Below are 21,310 nucleotides of genomic sequence, written 5' to 3'. Positions count from 1 at the left end.
GCGCGACGCTTAGCCTATGGTCATCAGGCTGGCGTTGCCACCGGCGGCGGCTGTGTTGACCGAGAGGGCGTGCTCGATCAGCAGCCGTTCCAGGGGGATGTCGGTCTCGCCACGGTGCAGGCCGTGCACGCCGACGATGGCGCCAGCACGGGCGGCGGCCAGCTTGGCCACTTCCCGCAGTTGATCCGAGTCGCCGTGGTGCAGCAGGGCATCGAAGCCAACCTCGCTGCTGGCCCAGTCCGCAACCAGCTGGATACGCGCCTGCACCTCGCCGGGCAGGCTGGTCAGCAGGGTGCGGTTCTGGGCATTGTCCTGCCACAGCACCTCTGTCCCGACGGCCAGACAGGCCGCCAGCTGGGCCAGCAGATCCGTTTTGGCTTCTTTATCGTCGGCGGCCAGGCAGAGCACCCGCTCCCGGGGCAGCAGGCTGTAGCTGTTGCGCTCGCCGGTGGGGCCGACCAGCAGCTGGGTCAGGCCGCTCAGCGCCAGCTCGCCGTAGCGATCGCACAGGGCCACCAGTGCCGGGGCCTGCTTGCCCGCCCAGCCACGCAAGGCCAGCAGCGCCGGTTTGGCGGCCTCGGCTTGCGGGGTTGCACCCGGCTCCTGGCGAAGCTGGCTGGTCACCGCCTCCTGCGGACGTGCCCCGAGCAGACGGTACATGTAGAGCGGACCACCCGCCTTGGGACCCGTGCCGGAGAGCCCTTCGCCGCCGAACGGCTGCACCCCGACCACGGCGCCCACTATGTTGCGGTTGACGTAGAGGTTGCCGACCTTGGCGGTGTTGACCACCTGGGCTATGGTCTCGTCGATGCGGGTATGGACCCCCAGGGTCAGGCCGTAGCCGCTGTCGTTGATCTGCGCGAGCAGCTCGCCGAGCTTGGCACGGGGGTAGCGCACCAGGTGCAACACAGGGCCGAATACCTCCGGGCCCAGCTCGTCCAGGCTGTCTAGCTCGATGAGCGTCGGCAGCACGAAGGTGCCGTGGTTGCAGGCGCCCTCTTGGGTGCGGGCAATCTGGTGCACCCGGCGACCCTTGTCCCCCATGGCCTTGATGTGGCGCTCTATGTTGGCCTTGGCCTCGGCGTCGATGACAGGACCTATGTCGGTGGAGAGGTGCTCCGGGCTGCCGACCTTGTACTCGGCCATGGCCCCCTTGAGCATGCGGATCACCCGCTCGGCGACGTCGTCCTGCACGCACAGCACCCGCAGGGCGGAGCAGCGCTGACCGGCACTGTCGAACGCCGAGGAGATGACGTCCATCACCACCTGCTCGGTGAGGGCGGAGGAGTCGACGATCATGGCGTTCTGGCCGCCGGTCTCGGCGATGAGGGGAATGGTGCGGCCCTGGGCGTCGAGGCGACCGGCCAGGTTGCGGGAGATGATGCCCGCCACCTCGGTGGAGCCGGTGAACATGACGCCGCGCACTCGTTCGTCCGCGATGAGCGCCGCACCCACAGTTTCACCGCGGCCCGGCAGCAGTTGCACCGCACCGGCGGGGACGCCGGCCTCACGCAGGATGCGCACCGCCTGCGCCGCGATCAGGGGAGTCTGCTCGGCCGGCTTGGCGAGCACCGTATTGCCGGCCGCGAGCGCGGCGCACACCTGGCCGCTGAAGATCGCCAGCGGGAAGTTCCAGGGGCTGATGCAGACCACGGGGCCGAGCGGCCTGTGGCTCTCGTTGGCGAAGTGGTTGCGCGCCTGGGCGGCGTAGTAGCGCAGGAAGTCCACCGCCTCGCGCACCTCGGCGATGGCGTTGGCGAAGGTCTTGCCGGATTCGCGCACCAGCAGGCCCATCAGGGGTTGCAGCTCGGATTCCATCAGATCGGCGGCGCGCTCCAGCACGGCGGCACGCTCGGCCGGCGGGGTGGATTGCCAGATCTGGCCGCTGGCCAAGGCGCAGGCGAGGGCCTGGTCCACCAGCTCTACCGTGGCTTCGCTCACCTGACCGACGACGTCGCGGTGATCCGCCGGGTTGACCACCTGCTGGAACTCGGTCGGCGCCGGCACCTCGGTACCCAACATGGGCAGGGCCTGATAGGCGGTGTTGGTGCTGGTGAGCAGGGCGGCGGACAGCGATCCCAGACGGTGCTCGTTCGCGAGGTCCAGGCCGGCGGAGTTCGGCCGCGCCTCGCCGTACAGCTCACGGGGCAGGGGAATGCGCGGGTGGGGCAGGCCGAGGCTGCCTTCACGGGCGGCCATCTGCTCGATCTGCTGTACCGGATCCTGCACCAGATCCTGCAGGGAGATGCTGTTGTCCGCGATGCGGTTGACGAAGGAGGTGTTGGCCCCGTTCTCCAGCAGGCGGCGCACCAGGTAGGCGAGCAGGGTCTCGTGGCTGCCGACCGGTGCATAGATGCGGCAGGGGCGACCCAGCTTGCCGTCGGCCACCTTGCCGACCACCTGTTCGTAGAGCGGCTCACCCATGCCGTGCAGGCACTGGAACTCGTACTGGCCCGGGTAGTAGTTCTGCCCCGCCAGCTGGTAGATGGCCGACAGGGAATGGGCGTTGTGGGTGGCGAACTGGGGATAGATGGACTCGGGCACCGCCAGCAGCTTGCGGGCGCAGGCGAGATAGGAGACGTCCGTGTAGGGCTTGCGGGTATAGACCGGATAGCCTTCCAGGCCGTCCTGCTGGGCGCGCTTGATCTCGCTGTCCCAGTAGGCGCCCTTCACCAGCCGGATCATCAGGCGGTGACGGCTGCGCTTGGCGAGATCGATGACGTAGTCGATCACATAGGGGCAGCGCTTCTGATAGGCCTGGATGACGAAGCCGATGCCGTTCCAGTCCGCGAGAGACGGGTCGAAGCAGAGCTTCTCCAGCAGGTCGAGGGAGATCTCCAGCCGATCGGCCTCCTCGGCGTCTATGTTGATGCCGATGTCGTACTGCCTGGCGAGCTGGGTCAGCCCCAGCAGGGTGGGGTAGAGCTCTTCCATGACGCGATCGTACTGGGCGCGGCTGTAGCGCGGGTGCAGGGCGGAGAGCTTGATGGAGATGCCCGGGCCCTCATAGATGCCGCGGCCATGGGAGGCCTTGCCGATGGCGTGGATGGCCTGCTCGTAGGAGGCGAGATAGCGTTTGGCGTCCTCCTCGGTGAGGGCCGCTTCCCCCAGCATGTCGTAGGAGTAGCGGAAGCCCCTGTTTTCCATGTTGCCCGCGTTCGCCAGCGCCTCGGCGATGGTCTCGCCGGTGACGAACTGCTCCCCCATCAGGCGCATCGCCATGTCCACACCCTTGCGGATCAGCGGCTCGCCGCCCTTGCCGATCAGTCCCTTGAGGGAATTGTTGAGGCCAGCTTCGTTGTGGGTGGCCACCAGCTTGCCGGTGATGAGCAGGCCCCAGGAGGCGGCGTTGACGAACAGGGAAGCGCTCTGGCCCAGGTGCTGGCTCCAGTTGCCACCGCTTATCTTGTCGCGGATCAGGGCATCGCGGGTCGCCTTGTCGGGGATGCGCAGCAGCGCCTCCGCCAGGCACATCAAGGCCACCCCTTCCTGGGAGGAGAGGGAGAACTCCTGCAGCAGCCCCTGCACCAGGCCCTGACGGCCGCTGGCGCTCTTCTGGTTGCGCAGCTTCTCGGCGATGCTCATGGCGAGCTTCTGGGTGGCCTCGGCCTTCTCCCTGGGCAGGCGGGCCTGCTCCAGCAGCATGGGCACGGCCTCGGTCTCGGGGCGGCGATAGGCGGAGGTGATGGCGGCACGCAGCACGGACTGCGGCAAGATGCTCTCGGCAAACTCGAGGAAGACCTGGATCCCCTGCTCGGTCAGGGTCTCGATGGCCTCTTCCCCGGCGGCAGCGGCCAGACCAGACTGCTCGGGCGGGGTCAGGCCGCGCTCCAGTTGCTCCAGATAGGTGAAGATCGCCTGCTTGATCAGCCAGTGGGGGGTGCGATCCAGGGTCTGAGCGGCCTGCTTGAGACGGTCGCGGGTCGCTTCATCGAGTTTAACGCCGAGGGTGGTAGTGGCCATGGGACTTCCTGTGTCTAGAAGGTAACAATATTACCGGACGGTTAAATTTTGCCGAGAATGGCGCAACCAGGTGCAACCTTCAAGCAAGAATTTTTAATGTCCCGGCTACATTGTTGAATTCTTCTATGCCAAATGACTCGGCAGATTGAGCATGAAAATAGGGCTGAACACAGCTTTTCACCGAAATATTAATGGGTTGTATGCATGTTTCCGGGATGGGATGTGGGGTGCAACCCTTGATGTATCCGGGTTGCTCTTTTTTCATGAAATATCAGCCAGGTACTCATGGGGAAACGGGTAAAACCGCCGCTGTGGACTCAGAGGTGTACTGATTACCGGGGTGACCCTGGCGCTGACTCTTCTATGCTGATAGCTGGCCTCGAAATCAGTTATCAATGACCAGGGAGATCAACATGGCGCGTGTCAGTACCTATCTCAATTTTGCCCGGGAGACGGAGGCGGCCTTCCTCTTCTACCGCGAGGTGTTCGGCGGCGAGTTCAACGGCCCCATCCACAGATTCAAGGAGTCCCCCGGCTGCCCGGGCCAGCCGCCCCTGTCGGAGGAGGATGGCGACCTGGTGATGCACGTGGAGCTCGCCATCCTCGGAGGACACGTGCTGATGGGCACGGACGCCCCCGCCAGCATGGGGTTCACCCTGGTGCAGGGCAACAACAGCTACCTCAACCTGGAGCCGGACAGCCGGGCCGAGACCGACCGTCTGTTTGCGGCCCTGGGAGCGGGCGGCCAGGTGGAGATGCCGCTGCAGGAGATGTTCTGGGGCGACTATTTCGGTTCTCTGGTGGACAGGTTCGGCACCCGCTGGATGTTCAACTGCCAGAGCAAGACCTGATAGCGGCCTTGCAATGAAAAAGGGCGCCATGGCGCCCTTTTTATTTCTGTGGATTGATGCCTTATTGCTTGCGGCCCACCATGTCGGCGGGCACCACCCAGGCATCGAACTGCTCTGCACTGAGGTGGCCGGAGGCGATGGCCGCCTCCCGCAGTGTCAGCCCCTGGTGGTGAGCGAGTTTGGCGATCTCGGCGGCCTTGTCATAGCCGATGTGGGGGTTGAGGGCCGTCACCAGCATCAGGGAGCGGGACAGCAACTCGTCGATACGCGCCCGGTTCGCAGCGATGCCGACGGCGCAGTGGTCGTGGAAGCTGCTCATGCCGTCCGCCAGCAGCCGCACGCTCTGCAGGAAGTTGTAGGCGATCATGGGCCTGAACACATTGAGCTCGAAGTTGCCGCTGGCCCCGCCGATGTTGATGGCCACGTCGTTGCCCATCACCTGGGCGCAGAGCATGGTGAGCGCCTCGCTCTGGGTCGGGTTGACCTTGCCCGGCATGATGGAGGAGCCGGGTTCGTTCTCAGGGATGCTGAGCTCCCCGAGCCCGCTGCGGGGGCCGCTCGCCAGCCAGCGCACGTCGTTGGCGATCTTCATGAGAGAAGCCGCGAGGGTCTTGAGGGCGCCATGGGCATGGACCTGGGCATCGCTCGCCGCCAGGGCCTCGAACTTGTTGGGGGCGCTCACCAGGGGCAAGCCGGTCTGCTCGGCCAAGGTTTTCGCCACCGCCTCGGCAAAGCCGGGGGGGCAGTTCAGACCGGTGCCGACCGCGGTGCCGCCGAGCGCCAGCTCACACAGATGGGGCAGGGCGGCAGCGAGGTGGCGCTCCCCCTGCGCGAGCTGGGCGACCCAGCCGGAGATCTCCTGACCCAGGGTGAGGGGGGTGGCGTCCTGCAGGTGGGTGCGGCCAATCTTGACAAGGTCGTCGAAGGCGGCGGCCTTGTCGGCCAGGGTCTGTTTGAGGGTGATGAGGGCAGGCAGCAGCTGGCGGGTGATGGCGGTGACCGCCGCCAGGTTCATGGCGCTCGGGAAGACATCATTGCTCGACTGGCTCTTGTTCACCTCGTCGTTGGGGTGCACCAGCCGCGCTTCTCCCCGCGCGCCGCCAAGCAGCTCGCTGGCCCGGTTCGCCAGCACCTCGTTGAGGTTCATGTTGGTCTGGGTGCCTGAGCCGGTCTGCCACACCATCAGGGGAAACTCGGCGTCGTGCAGGCCGCACAGCACCTCGTCGGCGGCGGCCATGATGGCCTGGGCCTTGCGCGCGGGCAGCAGCCCCAGAGCGTGGTTCACCCTGGCGCAGGCGGACTTGATGCGGGCGAGGGCATGGATGATCTCCATGGGCTGGCGCTCTCCCGAGATGTTGAAGTGGTGCAGGGAGCGCTGGGTCTGGGCCCCCCAGAGCCGCGCCGCCGGGACGGCTATCTCCCCCAGACTGTCCCGCTCCATCCTGATATTCATGACATTTCTCCTGCCGTTGAGGTGGTGCTCCCCAGCATGAACCCAAACGGCGGCCGGGGCCAGCTTGCATATGTCGGTTCATGGATTATAATAAGCAAAGCTTACTATATAGGTTGCATGCTATGAACAAACAACCCGACTCCCTCGGCTTCCTGATCGGTGACGTACAGCGTCTGATGCGCCGCCAGTTCCAGCAGCAGCTGGAAGGGAGCTGTCTGACCCTGGCCCAGGCCCGCGCCCTGGTGCACATCGCGCGCAGCGAGGGGATCCGTCAGGTGGAGCTGGCCGACGGCCTGGATATCCAGCCCATCACCCTGGCCCGCCAGCTGGATCAGCTGGCCGAGAACGGCCTGGTGGAGCGGCGCAGCGATCCCAGCGACCGCCGGGCCTATCAGCTCTACCTGACCGAGGCCGCGACCCCCTATCTGGCGATGATCAAGCAGGCGTCCGATCTGGTGCATCAGCGTGCCATCGGCGAGCTGGGGGAGGAGGCGACGGACGCGCTCTGCCACTCCCTCAAGATCCTGCGTGCCAACCTCTCTCATCCCTGATTTCTCATTTTGACGCAACACACAGCGGAGCGATGCTATGACCACTGACTCACCCTCCTCCCCCCGTCCCAGGATGAACCGGCGCCGTACCCGCCTGCTGTTGCTGGTGGTGGTACCGGCACTGGCCCTGGTCGGGGCGGGCGCAATCTATCTTCATGGCGGACGCTATGTGGAGACCGACAATGCCTATGTGAAGGCGGACAAGGTGCCCATCAGTACCGAGGTGCTGGGCCGGGTGGCCAAGGTGTTCGTCGCCGAAAACCAGCAGGTCAAGGCCGGCCAGCCGCTGTTCGAGCTGGACCCCGAGTCCTTCCGGGTTGCCGTGACCAAGGCCGAGGCGGAACTCGCCAAGGTGCGCACCGATCTGGTGGCGCTGCAGACCAGCTATCGCGGTCAGCAGGCCGAGATCGACGTGGCCCGCACTCGCCATGCCTATGCCCTGAAGGAGGAGCGTCGCCAGGCGGATCTGGTGGCCAGGCACTTCACCTCCACCGCCAACTACGATGACGCCCGCCAGCTCACCATACAGACAGCCCAGCAGCAAGTGGCGCTGGAGGAGGGGCTCAAGAAGATCGAAGCCTCCCTGAACGGGGACGTGAACCTGCCGGTGGAGCAGCAGCCCGCCTATCGGGAAGCCGCCGCCGGTCTGGCCAAGGCCAGGCTGGATCTGGCCCGCACCACCATCTATGCCCCCGCCAACGGCATCGCCAGCCAGCTGCCCAAGCCCGGCCAGTACAGCCTGGTGGGCATGACCGCCATGATGCTGGTGGAGACGGACACCCCCTGGGTGGAGGCGAATTTCACCGAGACCGAGCTGACCCATGTGCAGCCGGGCCAGCGGGTCGACATCAGCGTGGACACCTACCCGGACGCCCGCTGGCACGGGGTGGTGGAGAGCCTGAGCCCGGCCACCGGCTCCGAGTTCTCGGTGATCCCGGCCCAGAACGCCACCGGCAACTGGGTCAAGATAGCCCAGCGCGTCGCGGTGCGGATCAAGCTGGACGAGGGGGCGGATCTGCCCACCCTGCGCGCCGGCCTGAGCGCCACTGCCGAAATCGATACCGGTCACCAGCGCACTCTGCCCGGCTTGTCAGGTCGAGGTTGATATGACGACAGCAGCCACAGAGGAGGCCGGCCAAGTCTCCCGCCGCACCTTCATCACCCTGTCGGTGATGCTGGCCACCATCATGCAGGCGCTGGACACCACCATAGCCAACGTGGCCCTGCCCCATATGCAGGGGGCCATGGGGGCGACCCAGGATCAGATCTCCTGGGTGCTCACCTCCTACATAGTCGCGGCCGCCATCTTCATGCCGCTGACCGGCTTTATCTCGGCAAGAATTGGTCGCAAAAGACTGTTCATGTGGTCGGTGGCGGGCTTTACCGTCGCCTCCATGCTGTGCGGCGCGGCCCAGAGCCTGGATCAGATAGTGCTGTTCCGCCTGCTGCAGGGGATCTTCGGCGCCAGCCTGGTGCCCCTCTCCCAGGCGGTGCTGCTCGATACCTATCCGCCGGAGAAGCACGGCTCCGCCATGGCGATGTGGGGCATAGGGGTCATGGTGGGCCCCATCCTCGGGCCGTCGCTCGGGGGCTGGCTCACCGAGTACTACAACTGGCGCTGGGTCTTCTACATCAATCTGCCGTTCGGCCTGCTGGCCTGGTTCGGGCTTGCCGCCTTCATCGAGGAGACCAGGATAGACGCCAGCCGCCGCTTCGATCTGCTGGGGTTCGCCCTGCTGAGTCTCGGCATAGGGGCGTTGCAGATGGCGCTGGACCGTGGGGAGTCCCAGAACTGGTTCGCCAGCCGGGAGATAGTGATTGAGACCGTCATGATGGTGATGGCCTTCTATCTCTTCGTTGTGCACATCTTCACCCACCCCCATCCCTACATAGAGCCTGCCCTGTTCAAGGATCGCAACTTCAGCGTGGGCCTGGTGTTCATCTTCATCGTCGGCATCATCTTGCTGGCGACCATGACGCTGCTGCCCCCCTTCATGCAGGGGCTGATGGGCTACCCGGTGATCGACGTCGGCTACCTGCTGGCACCGCGCGGGGTCGGCACCATGTTCGCCATGATGCTGGTGGGCAGGCTGTCGGGCCGGGTGGATGTGCGCATCCTGATCCTGCTGGGGCTGCTGCTCACCAGCTTCTCCATGTGGGAGATGACGCTGTTCAACACCGACATCGGCAGCTGGGACATAGTGCGCACCGGCATAGTCCAGGGGCTGGGGCTCGGCTTCATCTTCGTGCCCCTCTCCACCATCACTTTCGCGACCCTGGCGCCGCGCTTTCGCAACGAGGGCACGGCGCTGTTCAGCCTGGTGCGCAACATCGGCAGCAGCATCGGCATCTCGGTGGTCATCACCTACCTGGCCCAGCGCACCCAGATGAACCACGAGGTGTTCGCCTCCTACATCAATCCCTTCAATGCCGGTCTGCAGCAGGGGATGGGGACAGCGGCGCTGATCACCCCCAAGGGGCTCGCCATGCTCAACGGCGAGGTGACCCGCCAGGCCAGCCTGCTCGCCTACCTGCAGGACTTCCGCCTGATGATGTGGGTCAGCCTGTGCGCCATTCCGCTGGTGTTGCTGCTAAAGGCCCCCAAACGCGGCGGCAAGGAGGCGCTGGCGATCCTGGAGTGAGGGCCCTTGCGGGGCATCACCCCGGCGCGAGCGGGCAAACGAAAGAGGGATGGCCATGGCCATCCCTCTTTTCATTGCAGCACCCCTGACTCAGATCTTGGGGATGAAGGGGGTGAGGGCGACCAGGGGGGCGGCGTCCTCATGCTCCTGGATCGCCTCGCCGTGCTTGAAGATCTTGAAGCCCTCGCCGCGCACGCTCCAGTACTCGACGGTCTCGCCGCCGCTCTCGCCGCTGATCTGCAGCAGGCTGGCTTCGCGCAGGGCCACCACGAACTCGCTCGGGTTGATGGCGCAGAACTCGGCGAGCCGCTCGTCCCGGGTCTCCCCCATGTGGCCGCTGATGCTGGCGTCCAGATAGTGGGGATTGATCTGCAGCGGGAACAGGCCCAGCGCCGGCAGCACGGCGGCGCTGCACACCGGCATGTCGTTGGTGGTGCGGATGCTCGGAGTCGCCACGTTGCAACCTGCGCTCCAGCCCACATAGGGCACGCCCCGTTCGCGCACGGCGCGCTGTATGGGCACCACCAGGCCGTATTCGTGCAGCAGCTGGTTCAGGCGCCAGGTGTTGCCGCCGCTGATGAAGATGGCGTCTGCCTGATTGATGGCCGCCACGGGATCGTCGAACTGGTGGATGCTGATGGTCTCCACCCCCAGGCTCTCGGTGAGATCCTGGGCGCGGGCATCCCAGTCGCTGCGGATCACCGCATAGGGGATGAGCAGGATGCGCTTGACCTGTTTGCGGGCGAGCAGGGTCTGCACCCGGTCGCGGGCCCAGCCGAGCAGGCCCGGGTGTTCTGTGGTTTTGCCGTTGCTGAGCAGAAGCAGTTCCATGATGTCTCCTCGAAATAATGCGCAGGACCTCGGTCCGTCCTGATAAAGGGAAGGGGCTACTCTACCCCCAAGACGGCGCCAAGTGTGTGATCTCGCCGCGTTTTGTGTCCCGGGGTTGGCTTTGCCCATGGCGTGGGCGAGTCAGGGCTGCCCGTTGACCGCCGCATAGAGCAGCATCAGCTCGGCCAGTGAGCCCACCTCGAGGCGCTTCATCAGGCTGGCGCGGCACACCTCGACGGTGCGCACCGAGATGCAAAGATCCTGCGCTATCTGCTGGTTCTTGTGACCCCGGGCGATGAGCTGCAACAGCTGGTGCTCGCGGGGGGTGAGCCGCTGATAGGCGGCCAGTTGGGCGAAACGGGTGGCCGCACTCTGCGTCGCCTGTTCGGCCCGCGCCATGGCGGCGAGCAAAGGGGCCAGCTGCACCGGCTTTTGCAAGAAATCCACCGCCCCCTGCTTGAGGGACTCCACCGCCAGGGGCACCTCCCCGTGGCCGGTGAGAAACAGGATGGCGATGGGGCTCTGGGCCGCCTTCAGCCGCTGCTGCACCTCGGGGCCCGACAGCCCCGGCATGCGGCAATCCAGGATGAGGCAGGCGGGCAGGCGCAGATCGACCTCGGCCAGGAAGCGCTCGCCATCGGCAAAGCAGTGCAGCGGCCGTTCGTCGCAGCTCTCCAGCATGAAGCGCAGGGAGTCGAGCACGGCCTCGTCGTCATCGACCAGGTAGAGGGGAGGGCGGTCAGTGGACTGCATATCAGCTCCTTGGATTGAGAGGGGACGCGGCCCCAAGCCGCTGCCGAGTGGCGGGCAGGGTCACCCGGGCCAGGCAGCCATGGGGGCTCAGGTTGCTCAAGGCGAGCTGACCGCGATGAGACTCGACCACGTCCCGGCAGATGGCGAGCCCCAGCCCCATGCCGTCGTCCTTGTCGCTGTGGAACGCCTGCTGCAGCCAGGCCTCTGGCATCCTCAGGCCGGGGCCGTTGTCGCGGATCTCCATGACCAAAAGCGCCGCCTCGAAGGAGACAAGCAGCTCGACCCGGCCCGGCTCAGCCCTTTGCGCCGCTGGGCCGTCCGTTCGGGCCGCGCTCTCGGCGCCATTCTTGATGAGGTTCATCAGCAACTGCTCCACCCCGGTGCCATCCAGGGGGAGCAGGCGCGGCTGCCCCTGCCAGCGCAGGGTGAAGGTGACCCCGAGGGGGGTCAACATCTGACCGAGCAGGGGTTGCAGCCCCTCCACCAGGGCGACCAGGTCAGTGGGCCCGGCTTGGCGGGGGCGCTTCTGCAGCCGGGATCTCAGCCGGTTGACGGTCTGGGTGATGCGCTGGACCTGGAGCCCTATCTGCTCCAAGGCCTGGCGCAGGGGTTCCAGGGAGGGATCCTGCCCCTGCCTCGCCAGGCGCAGCAGGGCACCCTGGCTGTAGTTGGCGATGGCGGTGAGGGGCTGGTTGATCTCGTGGGCCACGTTGGCGCCGAGTTCACCGAGTTCGGCGAGGCGTCTGGCCTGCTCGAGCTGGCGCCCCTTCTCCTCGAGTTGCTGGCGGGTGGCGAGCAGTCGGCGCTGGCTGCGGTTGAACAGCCGTTGCAGCAGCAGGTGGTGACCGCCGAGCAGCAGCACCAGCGCCAGGGCCCCCCAGCCCCACTGCTGATGCTGGCGCAGCCAGTGCCAGGCCGATTGCCACCAGGGGCCCTGCAGGGGGTGGCGATCCAGCGCCTTGAGCAGGCGGTCGATGGCGAGCTGACTGGTGGGCACTGTCCAGCCCGCCGAATCGGCGGCCATGGCCGCCTCGCTGTGTGCGGGCAGGTCGAACAACGCTCGCGTCACCGCCAGGGCGAGCGCAGGGGAGGCCTGCTCCGTCTGGGCGAAGGCCCAGTTCGGGTAGAGCCGGGTCGAGCTCTGGCAGCCAAAGCCCGCCGGTGCCTGGTTGTCCAGCACCCGAAAATCCGAGGCGGCGACCTTGCCCTCCCGCACCATGCGCTCCAGCTGGCAGACCGGCACTATGGCGGCGGCTACGTCCCCTGCCGCCAGCTGCTCGATGAGCCGGTCCAGGGGAAAGCCGGTGAAGCGCACGGCAGAGAAGAAGCGCTCCAGCCTGACACCCTGCTCGTCTGCCTCGAAGCGGTAGGCGAGGTAGCCGCCGAAGGCGTTTTCCGACACGGCGGCGACCGGCTGCCCCTCGAGCTCCTGCCAGTGCAGGTAGGGGGCCTGGGCGCGCACCACCAGGGCGGCGCCGATGGCGAGGTTGTCACCCCCCGCCGGGCTCTTGAGGGTGGCGAGCCAGGCCAGTGGATACTGGCGCGCCAGGCTCACCGACTGGCCCGGGTTGGTGATGACAAAGTCGAGCCTGCTTTGCGCGACGGCCTCGGCCAGCGCATCGAGCTCCAGGGGCACCAACGCGAAGCGCCGCGCTGGCACGCGCTCGTCCAGCCACGTCATCAGCGGCTGCCACTGTGCCCTGGCCAGCGCCGGGCCGCGGGTTGCCAGCACCCCTATGCGGACCGGCTCGCTCCGGGCCAGCGCCGACTCTGCCTGGGGCGGCACAGGCTCTGCCAGGGCGGGGGCGAGCCAGAGCCAGAGCAACAGGGCCGGCAGGGAGTTGCGGACGGGCGATGAGGGGGCGTGACGGAACAGGGCGCTCTCCTTGGGCGGCTGATGGGGAGGCCAGTCTATCACCGGGGCGATGTGCTGGGCCGCCCTGGCGCCATGATGGGGCGGCGAATGGGGCTTTGGTCACAGTTTGGCGGTTATGGGGCCGGTTTTATTGCGCTGGATCAACCCGGCTCCCGGTATGTGGAAAACCACAATAGAGGCGACTTCCTGCGTTGCGGACAATCGGCCCAACCCCCCTTTCGGGGAAGCCAGCTCAGCAGAAGGAAAAAGCCATGGAGCCCAGCAAGCGCCGATTGTTATCCGGGATCGCCGCCCTCACCGCAGGGGCGGCCCTGATCCCCGTGACTCAGGCCCAGTCCGTCCCCGTTCCCCGCAATGGGCGGGCGGCCATCAGTCGCGGGGACGGGCGCAAGCGTTACGGCATGCTGATCGACCTGCGCCGCTGCGTCGGCTGCCAGGCCTGCACCGTGGCCTGCACCATGGAAAACCAGCCTCCCCTCGGCCAGTTTCGCACCACGGTGAGCCAGTACGAGGTGAGCGACGTGGCGGCCCTCGAGGCCCCCGCCTCTCTCTTGATGCTGCCGAGGCTGTGCAACCACTGCGCCGAGCCCGCCTGCCTCGATGTCTGCCCCACGGGGGCCACCTTCCAGCGCGACGACGGTATCGTCGTGGTCAACAACGACTGGTGCGTCGGCTGCGGCTACTGCGTGCAGGCCTGCCCCTACGACGCCCGCTTCATCAACCACGAGACCAACACCGCCGACAAGTGCACCTTCTGCGCCCACCGGCTGGAGGCGGGACTCTTGCCCGCCTGCGTGGAGAGCTGCGTCGGCGAGGCGCGCATCATAGGGGACTTAAACGATCCCAAGAGCCGGATCAGCAGACTGCTGCGCGAACATGAGCCCGCCATCAAGGTGCTCAAGCCCGAGGCCCATACCCAGCCGCGGGTCTTCTATCTCGGCATGGACGAGGCCTTCGTCAGCAAGATCGACGGCCATCCGGCGCAGCGCACCCTGCTCGGCGACGACGGCAAGGAGATAGCCCATGACCATTCATGAACTGCTGGCCCCGGATCAACCCATCACCTGGCTGCCCTGGGCGGTGCAATATTTCTTCCTCATCGGCCTCGCCTATGGTGCCCTCTGGCTCGGCGCCTTTGATCTGTGGCGCAAGGCGCAGGACCCGCGGTTGCAGACCCTGGCCGCCGTGCTGATGGTGGCAGCAGGGCTGGTGGCCCCCATCGCCCTGACCGCGGATCTGCACCAGCCGGCCCGGGCCTGGCACTTCTACGCCCAGACCCGCTTCACCTCCATCATGTGGTATGGCGCCTACCTGCTGCCCCTGTTCAGCCTGCTCTCCATGATGCTCGGCTGGCTGCTGCTCAGGCCCGCCCTGGCCAGGCGCGGCGAGGAGCATGACAGGGTGGCCGCCCTGGCGCGGCTGCTCTGCCTGGGAAGCTGGTCCGGCGATGCGTGGCTGAGGCCCCTTGCGGTGGTGGCTGCCTTGAGCGGTCTCAGCATCGCCCTCTACACCGGGCTCGAGACCATGGCGGTGCAGGCACGCCCGCTCTGGCATACCCCCTGGTTGCCCTGGCTGCTGGCGCTGAGCGCCCTGCTGGCGGCCCAGAGCGCCTTGCTGCTGCTCAATCGCCTGCTGGCTGGCTGGCAGCAGCACACCGAGGCGGGGCTGCTGCGCCAGATCCGCCCGACCCTGGCCCTGCTCGCCCTCTCCCTGCTGGGCTGGGCCCTGTCTGGCGGCGCCTCGGCGGCTGAGGCGAGTGCCCTCTATCGGCTGGATCCCAGCTGGCGGCTGGCGGCCCACTGGCTGCTGCTGACCCTGGGGTTGCTCGGCCTGCTGCTGCTGGCTGGAGCAAGACTCTCCCCCCGCCTGCAAACCTGGGGCCTGGGGTTGCTGGCACTGCACCTGGTGTGGGGCCTGCGCTGGCTGGTGCTCATCCAGGGGCAGCTGGTCCCGAAATACGGGGCCGGGGTCTATCTCTACGACATCGCCTGGGGACCGGCCGGGGTGCTCGGCATCCTCGGCACCTTCGGCCTGCTGCTGGCCCTGCTGGTGGCGCTCTCAGAGCTGGTGCGTGCTCCGGCTCTGCCATCCGTCACCACTTCCTCTGCCACCCAGGCAGCCAACCCCCACTCCGCTCGCGAGGCACTCTGATGGATCACAGCAAACGCAAGTTTCTCAAAGGGGCCGCCATCGCCGGGGGCACAGGGCTCTTCGTGGCCGGTTACAGCGACACCCTCAAGCAGGTGGCGAGCGGGGTGGCCACCGGCAGCTCCGGCAAGCCGACCCGGGATCCCATTCACGGCAACTCGCTCGCCGTGGAGTACAGGGTCGACGGGCAGGGGGAGCTTCATCCCAACCCGGATCAGCGCCTCGCCAACACCATGTGCCTCGGCTGCTGGACCCTGTGCGGGGTGCGGGCCCGCATCGACAACGAGAGCGACAGGATAGTGCGCATCCTGGGCAACCCCTATCACCCCCTCTCTGCCCTGCACCACATCGACTTCAAGACGCCGATCAAGCAGGCGCTGCTCGCGACCAGCGGCCATCAGGAAGGGGGGCTGGAGGGGCGCTCCACCGCCTGCGCCCGGGGCAACGCCATGCTGGAGCAGCTCGACAGCCCCCACAGGGTCACCCGCTGCCTCAAGCGGGTCGGCCCCCGCGGCAGCGGCCGCTGGCAGAGTATCCCGTTCGAGCAGCTGATCGAGGAGGTGGTGGAGGGGGGGGACCTGTTCGGGGAGGGGAAAGTGGAGGGGCTGAGGGCCATCCGCAACCTCGCCGAGCCGCTGGACCCGGCGAACCCGGAATATGGCCCCAGGGCCAACCAGCTGCTGGTGAGCAACGCCTCGGACGAGGGGCGCGACGCCTTCATCAAGCGCTTCACCTTCAACAGCTTCGGCACCCGCAATTTCGCGAACCACGGCGCCTACTGCGGCCTGTCGTTCCGGGTCGGGGCCGGCGCCCTGCTGGACGATCTGGAGAAGAACGCCCACCTCAAGCCTGACTGGGACGAGAGCGACTTCCTGCTGTTCATGGGCACTTCCCCCCAGCAGTCCGGCAACCCCTTCAAGCGCCAGTCCCGCCAGCTGGCGGCGGGGCGGGCGCGGCAGGGCAAGCCGTTCTCCTACGTGGTGGTGGCCCCCAGCCTGCCGAACACGGTGAACCTGCCGTCCGCCCCCGCCAACCGCTGGCTGCCCATCCGGCCCGCCACGGACTCGGCGCTGGCCATGGCCATGCTGCGCTGGATCATCGACAACGAGCGTTACGCCGAGCCCTTCCTGGCGGCCCCCCATGCTGCCGCCGCCGAGCGGGCCGGCTATCGCGGCTTTTGCAACGCCAGCCATCTGGTTGTCTGCGACGAATCCCACCCCCGCTTCGGCCAGATGCTGCACGCCAGCGATCTGGGGCTGCCCCACGGCGGTGAGCCCTATGGCGAGGGGGATGCGGTGCTGGTGGTCGAGGAGGGGAGCGACGAGCCGAGACCCGCAGGCCAGTGTGAACGGGCCAACCTCTGGGTGGCGCGCAGCATTTCGACTCCGGGCGGGGAGCTCAGGGTCAAGAGCAGCTTCCAGCTGCTGGCCGAGGCGAGCCGGGAGCACTCTCTCGAGCAATACAGCGCCGAGTGCGCCGTGCCGGTAAGCGACATCGTCGAGCTGGCGCGGGAGTTCACCAGCCACGGCACCCGGGCGGCGGTGATCACCCATGGTGGCACCATGAGCGCCAACGGCTTCTATTCGGCCTGGGCCATCATGATGCTCAACGCCATGATAGGGAACCTCAACGCCCGGGGCGGCGCCGTGGCGAGCGGCGGCAAGTTCGACCCCTTCGGGGCCGGGCCGCGCTACGATCTCGCGAGTTTCCCCGGCATGGTCAAACCCGCCGGGGTCTTCCTGTCGCGCTCCAAGTTCCCCTATGAGAAAACTTCCGAATATCGCCGCAAGAAAGAGGCGGGGCAGAACCCCTATCCGGCCCACGAGCCCTGGTTCCCACTCTCCGGCCCATTGCTCGGCGAGCACCTGACCGCGGCGGTGAGCGGTTATCCCTATCGCGCCAAGGCCTGGATCAACCACATGGGCAACCCCCTCTATGGTCAGGCGGGGCTCAGCCATGCCATAGGCGAGCAGCTCAAGGACCCGGGCGTGCTGCCGCTCTTTGTCAGCATCGACAGCTTCATCAACGAATCCTCGGCGCTGTCGGACTACGTAGTGCCTGACACCCTGACCTACGAGTCCTGGGGCTGGGCCACGGCCTGGCACGGGGTCATGACCAAGGTCTCCACCGGCCGCTGGCCCGTGGTGGAGCCAAGAGTCGCCAAGACAGCCTCGGGGGATCCGGTCTGCATGGAGTCCTTCTTCATCGCCGTGGCGACGCGCCTGGGGTTGCCGGGCTTTGGCGAGGGGGCCCTGAAGGGCGCGGATGGCAAGCTGCACGCCCTGAACAAGGCGGCGGACTTCTCCCTCTACGGGGCGGCCAACGTGGCCTATCTCGGCGAGCCTGTGCCTCCCATAGATCCTGAGGATCTCGCCTGGTCCGGGGTGGAACGCATCATGCCGGCGCTGAACGCCACCCTGAGTGCGGAGGAGGCGGGCCGCGCCGCCTACCTCTTCGCCCGGGGCGGGCGCTTCGAGTCGGTGGCCAAGGGGCGCGATGAATCGGGTCAGCCGAGCAAGCGCTGGCCCAAGCCATTGATGCTGTGGAACCCGGCGGTGGGTAGCCGGCGCCACAGCCAGAGCGGCCAATACTTGAGCGGCACGCCGCGCTTCTTCCTCCCCCAGCTCGCGGACGGCACGCCGCTCAAGGAGGCGTTCAAGCCGACCCAGTGGCCCCTGCTGCTGACCAGCTACAAGTCCCACACCATGAGCTCCATGAGCATAGGCTCGGATCGCCTGCGTCAGGTGCACCCCAGCAACGGGGTGCGGCTCAACGTGGAGACGGCGGCGCGCCTTGGCATAGTGAGCGGGGACAGGGTGCGGGTCAGCACCCCCAATGGCAGCGTGATCGGGCTGGCGGAGTGCGTGGCCGGGGTGCAGGAAGATGCCATCGCCATCGAGCACGGCTTCGGTCACAAGGAGCTGGGGGCGCGCTCGCATTGGGTCGACGGTAAGGAGGTGGTGGCCAGTGCCTTGCGCGGCGCCGGGGTGAACCTCAACGATCTGGCGGTGCTGGATCCCAGTCGTCACGGCCGCTACCCCCTGGTGGACTGGGCCATCGGCTCCTCGGCGCGCCAGGGCTTGCCGGCCCGGGTGGAGAAGCTGGTGTAGCGCCAGAGGCAAAAAAGCGGGGCCATCATGGCCCCGCTTTTCATTGCGTGATCCTGAACATCACTTGTCCAGTTCGAAGTCCATCCACACCAGGCGGTGATCCGAGCTGACCCCCTTGGCGATGCCGCGCTGTGCGTCATACACCAGGTGGTAGCCCGGCTCGAAGCTGGCGGGCCAGAACACCCCAGAGGCGATAGCATTGAGGTTGGCTGAGGGGATCAGGTGATCGAGCTGCAGGCCGCTGCTGCTGGTGATGCGCTCCGGGGTGGTGCGGTTGTTGTTGCGCTTGCACAGATCCGGCTGACTGGCGAGGCACTCGGGGCCCCCCTGGCTCACCGGGATCAGGGCGCCATTGGTGACCGCCTGGTTGACCAGCACATGGTTGTGCAAGTCCTGGATGGCACTGAGATCCCCATCGCCTGCTTGCGGATCGGCGTTGAGATCCCCGGCGATGACGAAGCGGGCACCCTGTGGCAGGCCGCCCGCCTTGCCGGCGTCGTCCACCATGTAGCTGGCGCTCTCCACATAGTCCTGCCAGAAGGCGACCTCGGCCCTGTTGTGCTTGACGTTGTGGCGCGCCGCATTGCCAAAGATGGGGGGCGTAGGGTGGGAGATGAGGAAGTGGATCACTTCTTCCCCCTTGGCGGTCTTGACCCGCACCGGCACGTCCGCGTGGTTCTTGGAGGAGAGCGGGAACTGCGCCCAGGCGGCGTCGTCATACCAGGGCTCGCCGCACTGGCGACCCGCCGGGATCGGCGCCCTGGGGTTGTTGCAGTCGTCGATGACGGGGTTCGTCTCGCCCGGCATGTCCTTCCACTTGAAGTGCTGGAAGGTGCGGATCCCCTTGGTGTCGATGGGATACTGCGACATCAGGGCGAAGGCGTACTGGCCGTGGTAGTTGCCAAAGCCCCAGGCGTCGTCCGGCCCGCTGTTGCGCTTGCCATCCAGGTTGAGATCCTGGCCGCTCATCAGCCCTGTGTTGGTGGCGAAATTCTGCATCACAGGGTAGCTGATGGCTTGCACCTCGCCGTGCTGGGCGTGGGCCAGGTAGTTGTCGTTGAAGGCCTTGAGATCGGCTGTGCTCTCCCCCTTGCCGTCGTTGTCGAACTCGTTGAGCAGGAAGACGTCCGGCCGGGTGCGCTGCACTATCTCGGCGATATTGCGGATCTGCTGCACGTCGAGGGCCCTGGTCTTCTCTGCCCCGCTCAAGGTGCCGTCTGCGAGGCGGGCCAGCAGGGCATCCTGAGCTGTGCGGTCCAGCGCCAGTTCGCCGGAGAGCATGCCGGGGGCGGTGCGATCGAAGGAGAGGTTGAAGGTAGCGAAGCGAACCATGGGATCGGGGGCCTTGGAGTCATTGTTGCTGTGACAGCCTGCCATCAATCCGAGGGAAATGGCAGCGGCGAGCAGGGTCTTGTGGCTATTTTTCATTGTAATATTCCGTAGCATCAACAGGTTATGCCAGGGCACTGAAGAGGCCCAGGCGGGCCCATTATAGAGATGCAGATCTGAAACGGGCTCTGAATGAGCCAAAGTGTGAGTCCATTCACAGCCTGAAGAAGAGGAGGGCGGCGGGACGAGCCGGCAGCCTGGCCCTGACAGCTGGATGCTGGCCCGGGCCTGCGCCGTTCTGGATAAGCGCGAGGGCAAGAGGAGCTGGCCCACTGGCCTCGGTTGATCCTCTGGTCCCGGGTGCCTAGGACCAGCGGGAGAGGGGGAAGGGCATGGCGTAGGCGTAGCCCTGCTGATAGTCGCAGCCGAGGCGGTTCGCTATCTCGACATGGGTCTGGGTCTCCACCCCCTCGCACACCACGGCCATGCCGAGTCGCTGCAGGTAGGCCACCAGACCCACCAGCATCTTGAAGGCGTGAGCGGTGCGCGCCGCCTGCAGCAGCAGGGAGCGGTCCAGCTTGACTACCTCGTAGGGCAGGGCCATCAGGCGCTGAAAGTTGCACTCCAGAGAGCCGAAGTCATCGCAGGCGATGTGGGCGCCATGGGCGCGCAGCACCTCAATCAGCTCCCTGTAGCGGCTCTCCAGTCGGGCGTATTCCAGCACCTCGAACCAGATGTCGATCCCCAGCTTGCGGGCCTGGAGCAGCACCAGCAACAACAGGTTGCGGTAGGTGGGGCTGGAGAGCGCCGGATTGAGGTTGATGGAGAGCGTATAGGGGCCTTTTTGTGCGAGCACGGGCAGGTCGCGCATGATGGCCCTGAGCATGACGATATCCAGGTGCAGGGATTCGTCCTGGCTGAGGGAGGCAAAATCGATGCCTTTGTAACACTGGGCCACCGGATCCCAGCGTCTGGCCAGCGCCTCATACCCCTTGACCTGACGGTCCCGGCCTATGATCGGCTGGTAAAAGGGGACGGCGACATCCGCCATGGCCATCGTTGCCATGGCACTCATCGGATCCTCTTCTTTGAACGCAAACATGGCTCTCACCTGATGGAGATGAATGGCTGCGCATAATACAGGGCGCAGTCATCCAACCGATGTAGGAATTGTCTGATAATCAACCGGCCACGTGAATGGGCAGGGGCCGGACTGGCGGGCAGCGACGGGGAGCAGGCAGAGAAAGGCCAGTCGTCAGGAGGTAGGACGCAGTGACGCCATGGGCACCAAGGGAGTCAGGTGTGGGTGAAGTGTCAGCTCACTGCGTGTTGCGGCTGGTGCCCTCCGGCATCGAGGAACGAGGTGCCATGAATGGCCTGGGCCAGCCACTCCCAGTCGAGCTTGGGGGAGCCGGCCTTGAAGCGCTGGTAGGCCTGGCCTTGCGCAACGGTCAGGAACAGGGTGCTCGGCAGGCCGAGGCGGTTGAGATAGCGCACCATGACGTCACCCTGATAATGGCGCAGTCGTTGTTGCAGCTCGGGCAGCGTCAGCCCTTGCTCACGGCCCCTTTCATCCCAGATTTCAAACATATGAGGGCGATCCTTGCGACTCGAGGCTTCTACTGTTTCGAAAAAGCGGGGGCGGGGCAATTGTCAGATCTGACAGTGCCAAATGACCACTGGTCATAAATGCGAAAACCCGGCGCCAGGCCGGGTTTTCTGAAGGATGGTGGAGGGAGAAGGATTCGAACCTTCGAAGGCAGAGCCGTCAGATTTACAGTCTGATCCCTTTGGCCGCTCGGG

Annotated in this window: 15 protein-coding genes; 7 read left to right on the top strand and 8 right to left on the bottom strand. The window is 66.3% G+C overall.

Going from position 1 to position 21,310, the window contains the following annotated elements:
* Window positions 1-9 precede the first annotated feature (9 nt).
* Window positions 10-3,963, bottom strand: a complete 3,954-nt coding sequence (gene putA, locus HB860_RS14870) for a trifunctional transcriptional regulator/proline dehydrogenase/L-glutamate gamma-semialdehyde dehydrogenase (RefSeq protein WP_247627157.1) — start codon at window positions 3,961-3,963, stop codon at window positions 10-12.
* 413 nt (window positions 3,964-4,376) lie between these two features.
* Here putA and HB860_RS14865 point away from each other — a divergent pair, with 413 nt between their 5' ends.
* Window positions 4,377-4,814, top strand: a complete 438-nt coding sequence (locus HB860_RS14865) for a VOC family protein (protein WP_247627156.1) — start codon at window positions 4,377-4,379, stop codon at window positions 4,812-4,814.
* Window positions 4,815-4,875: 61 nt separating this feature from the next.
* On the opposite strand, the gene fumC is transcribed toward HB860_RS14865, so the two are convergent.
* On the bottom strand, window positions 4,876-6,267 hold the full coding sequence (gene fumC / locus HB860_RS14860; RefSeq protein ID WP_247627155.1) for a class II fumarate hydratase: 1,392 nt from the start codon (window positions 6,265-6,267) through the stop codon (window positions 4,876-4,878).
* A 122-nt stretch (window positions 6,268-6,389) separates the two neighbouring features.
* Here fumC and HB860_RS14855 point away from each other — a divergent pair, with 122 nt between their 5' ends.
* From HB860_RS14855 to HB860_RS14845, 3 genes are read left to right on the top strand one after another with little or no spacing between them, the layout of a single operon-like run.
* On the top strand, window positions 6,390-6,818 hold the full coding sequence (locus HB860_RS14855) for a MarR family winged helix-turn-helix transcriptional regulator (protein WP_139434935.1): 429 nt from the start codon (window positions 6,390-6,392) through the stop codon (window positions 6,816-6,818).
* Window positions 6,819-6,855: 37 nt separating this feature from the next.
* On the top strand, window positions 6,856-7,923 hold the full coding sequence (locus tag HB860_RS14850; RefSeq protein WP_247627154.1) for an HlyD family secretion protein: 1,068 nt from the start codon (window positions 6,856-6,858) through the stop codon (window positions 7,921-7,923).
* A gap of 1 nt (window position 7,924) precedes the next feature.
* Window positions 7,925-9,460: a DHA2 family efflux MFS transporter permease subunit gene (locus HB860_RS14845; protein WP_247627153.1), complete on the top strand. Its 1,536-nt coding sequence runs from the start codon at window positions 7,925-7,927 to the stop codon at window positions 9,458-9,460.
* Between the two features lie 90 nt (window positions 9,461-9,550).
* Here the strand turns inward: HB860_RS14845 and pepE are convergent, their stop codons facing one another.
* The 3 genes from pepE to HB860_RS14830 all read right to left on the bottom strand — a co-directional run bounded on the left by pepE (window position 9,551) and on the right by HB860_RS14830 (window position 12,881).
* Complete coding sequence (gene pepE, locus HB860_RS14840; protein ID WP_247627152.1) at window positions 9,551-10,291, bottom strand: dipeptidase PepE; 741 nt, start codon at window positions 10,289-10,291, stop codon at window positions 9,551-9,553.
* A gap of 141 nt (window positions 10,292-10,432) precedes the next feature.
* The gene (locus HB860_RS14835) at window positions 10,433-11,044 is read right to left on the bottom strand and encodes a response regulator transcription factor (RefSeq protein ID WP_247627151.1); all 612 of its coding nucleotides are present in this window, start codon (window positions 11,042-11,044) and stop codon (window positions 10,433-10,435) included.
* A 1-nt stretch (window position 11,045) separates the two neighbouring features.
* Window positions 11,046-12,881: a sensor histidine kinase gene (locus HB860_RS14830; RefSeq protein ID WP_432612683.1), complete on the bottom strand. Its 1,836-nt coding sequence runs from the start codon at window positions 12,879-12,881 to the stop codon at window positions 11,046-11,048.
* A 290-nt stretch (window positions 12,882-13,171) separates the two neighbouring features.
* On the opposite strand from HB860_RS14830, the gene dsrO reads away from it, so the two are divergent.
* Genes dsrO through HB860_RS14815 form a run of 3 tightly spaced genes read left to right on the top strand, consistent with a single transcriptional unit; the run spans window position 13,172 to window position 18,178 of the window.
* On the top strand, window positions 13,172-13,957 hold the full coding sequence (dsrO, locus tag HB860_RS14825; RefSeq protein WP_247627149.1) for a sulfate reduction electron transfer complex DsrMKJOP subunit DsrO: 786 nt from the start codon (window positions 13,172-13,174) through the stop codon (window positions 13,955-13,957).
* A complete protein-coding gene (gene nrfD / locus HB860_RS14820) occupies window positions 13,944-15,071 on the top strand; it encodes an NrfD/PsrC family molybdoenzyme membrane anchor subunit (protein WP_247627148.1) in 1,128 nt (375 codons plus the stop codon). Before dsrO ends, nrfD begins: the two co-directional genes overlap by 14 nt.
* The gene (locus tag HB860_RS14815) at window positions 15,071-18,178 is read left to right on the top strand and encodes a tetrathionate reductase subunit A (RefSeq protein ID WP_247627147.1); all 3,108 of its coding nucleotides are present in this window, start codon (window positions 15,071-15,073) and stop codon (window positions 18,176-18,178) included. The genes nrfD and HB860_RS14815 overlap by 1 nt, the downstream gene beginning before the upstream one ends.
* A 60-nt stretch (window positions 18,179-18,238) precedes the next feature.
* On the opposite strand, the gene HB860_RS14810 is transcribed toward HB860_RS14815, so the two are convergent.
* The 3 genes from HB860_RS14810 to HB860_RS14800 all read right to left on the bottom strand — a co-directional run bounded on the left by HB860_RS14810 (window position 18,239) and on the right by HB860_RS14800 (window position 21,097).
* The gene (locus HB860_RS14810) at window positions 18,239-19,606 is read right to left on the bottom strand and encodes an endonuclease/exonuclease/phosphatase family protein (RefSeq protein WP_247627146.1); all 1,368 of its coding nucleotides are present in this window, start codon (window positions 19,604-19,606) and stop codon (window positions 18,239-18,241) included.
* Between the two features lie 265 nt (window positions 19,607-19,871).
* Complete coding sequence (locus HB860_RS14805; protein WP_247627145.1) at window positions 19,872-20,609, bottom strand: EAL domain-containing protein; 738 nt, start codon at window positions 20,607-20,609, stop codon at window positions 19,872-19,874.
* A gap of 212 nt (window positions 20,610-20,821) precedes the next feature.
* Window positions 20,822-21,097 carry a hypothetical protein gene (locus tag HB860_RS14800; protein ID WP_247627144.1) on the bottom strand — a complete coding sequence of 92 codons (276 nt, stop codon included), beginning with the start codon at window positions 21,095-21,097 and terminating at the stop codon, window positions 20,822-20,824.
* Window positions 21,098-21,310: the final 213 nt, after the last annotated feature.

It is taken from the genome of Aeromonas genomosp. paramedia (assembly GCF_023093515.1).
Classification (GTDB): Bacteria; Pseudomonadota; Gammaproteobacteria; order Enterobacterales; family Aeromonadaceae; genus Aeromonas.
The sequence above is the reverse complement of the archived record's forward strand: the minus strand, read 5'-3'. Positions and strand labels throughout refer to the sequence as shown.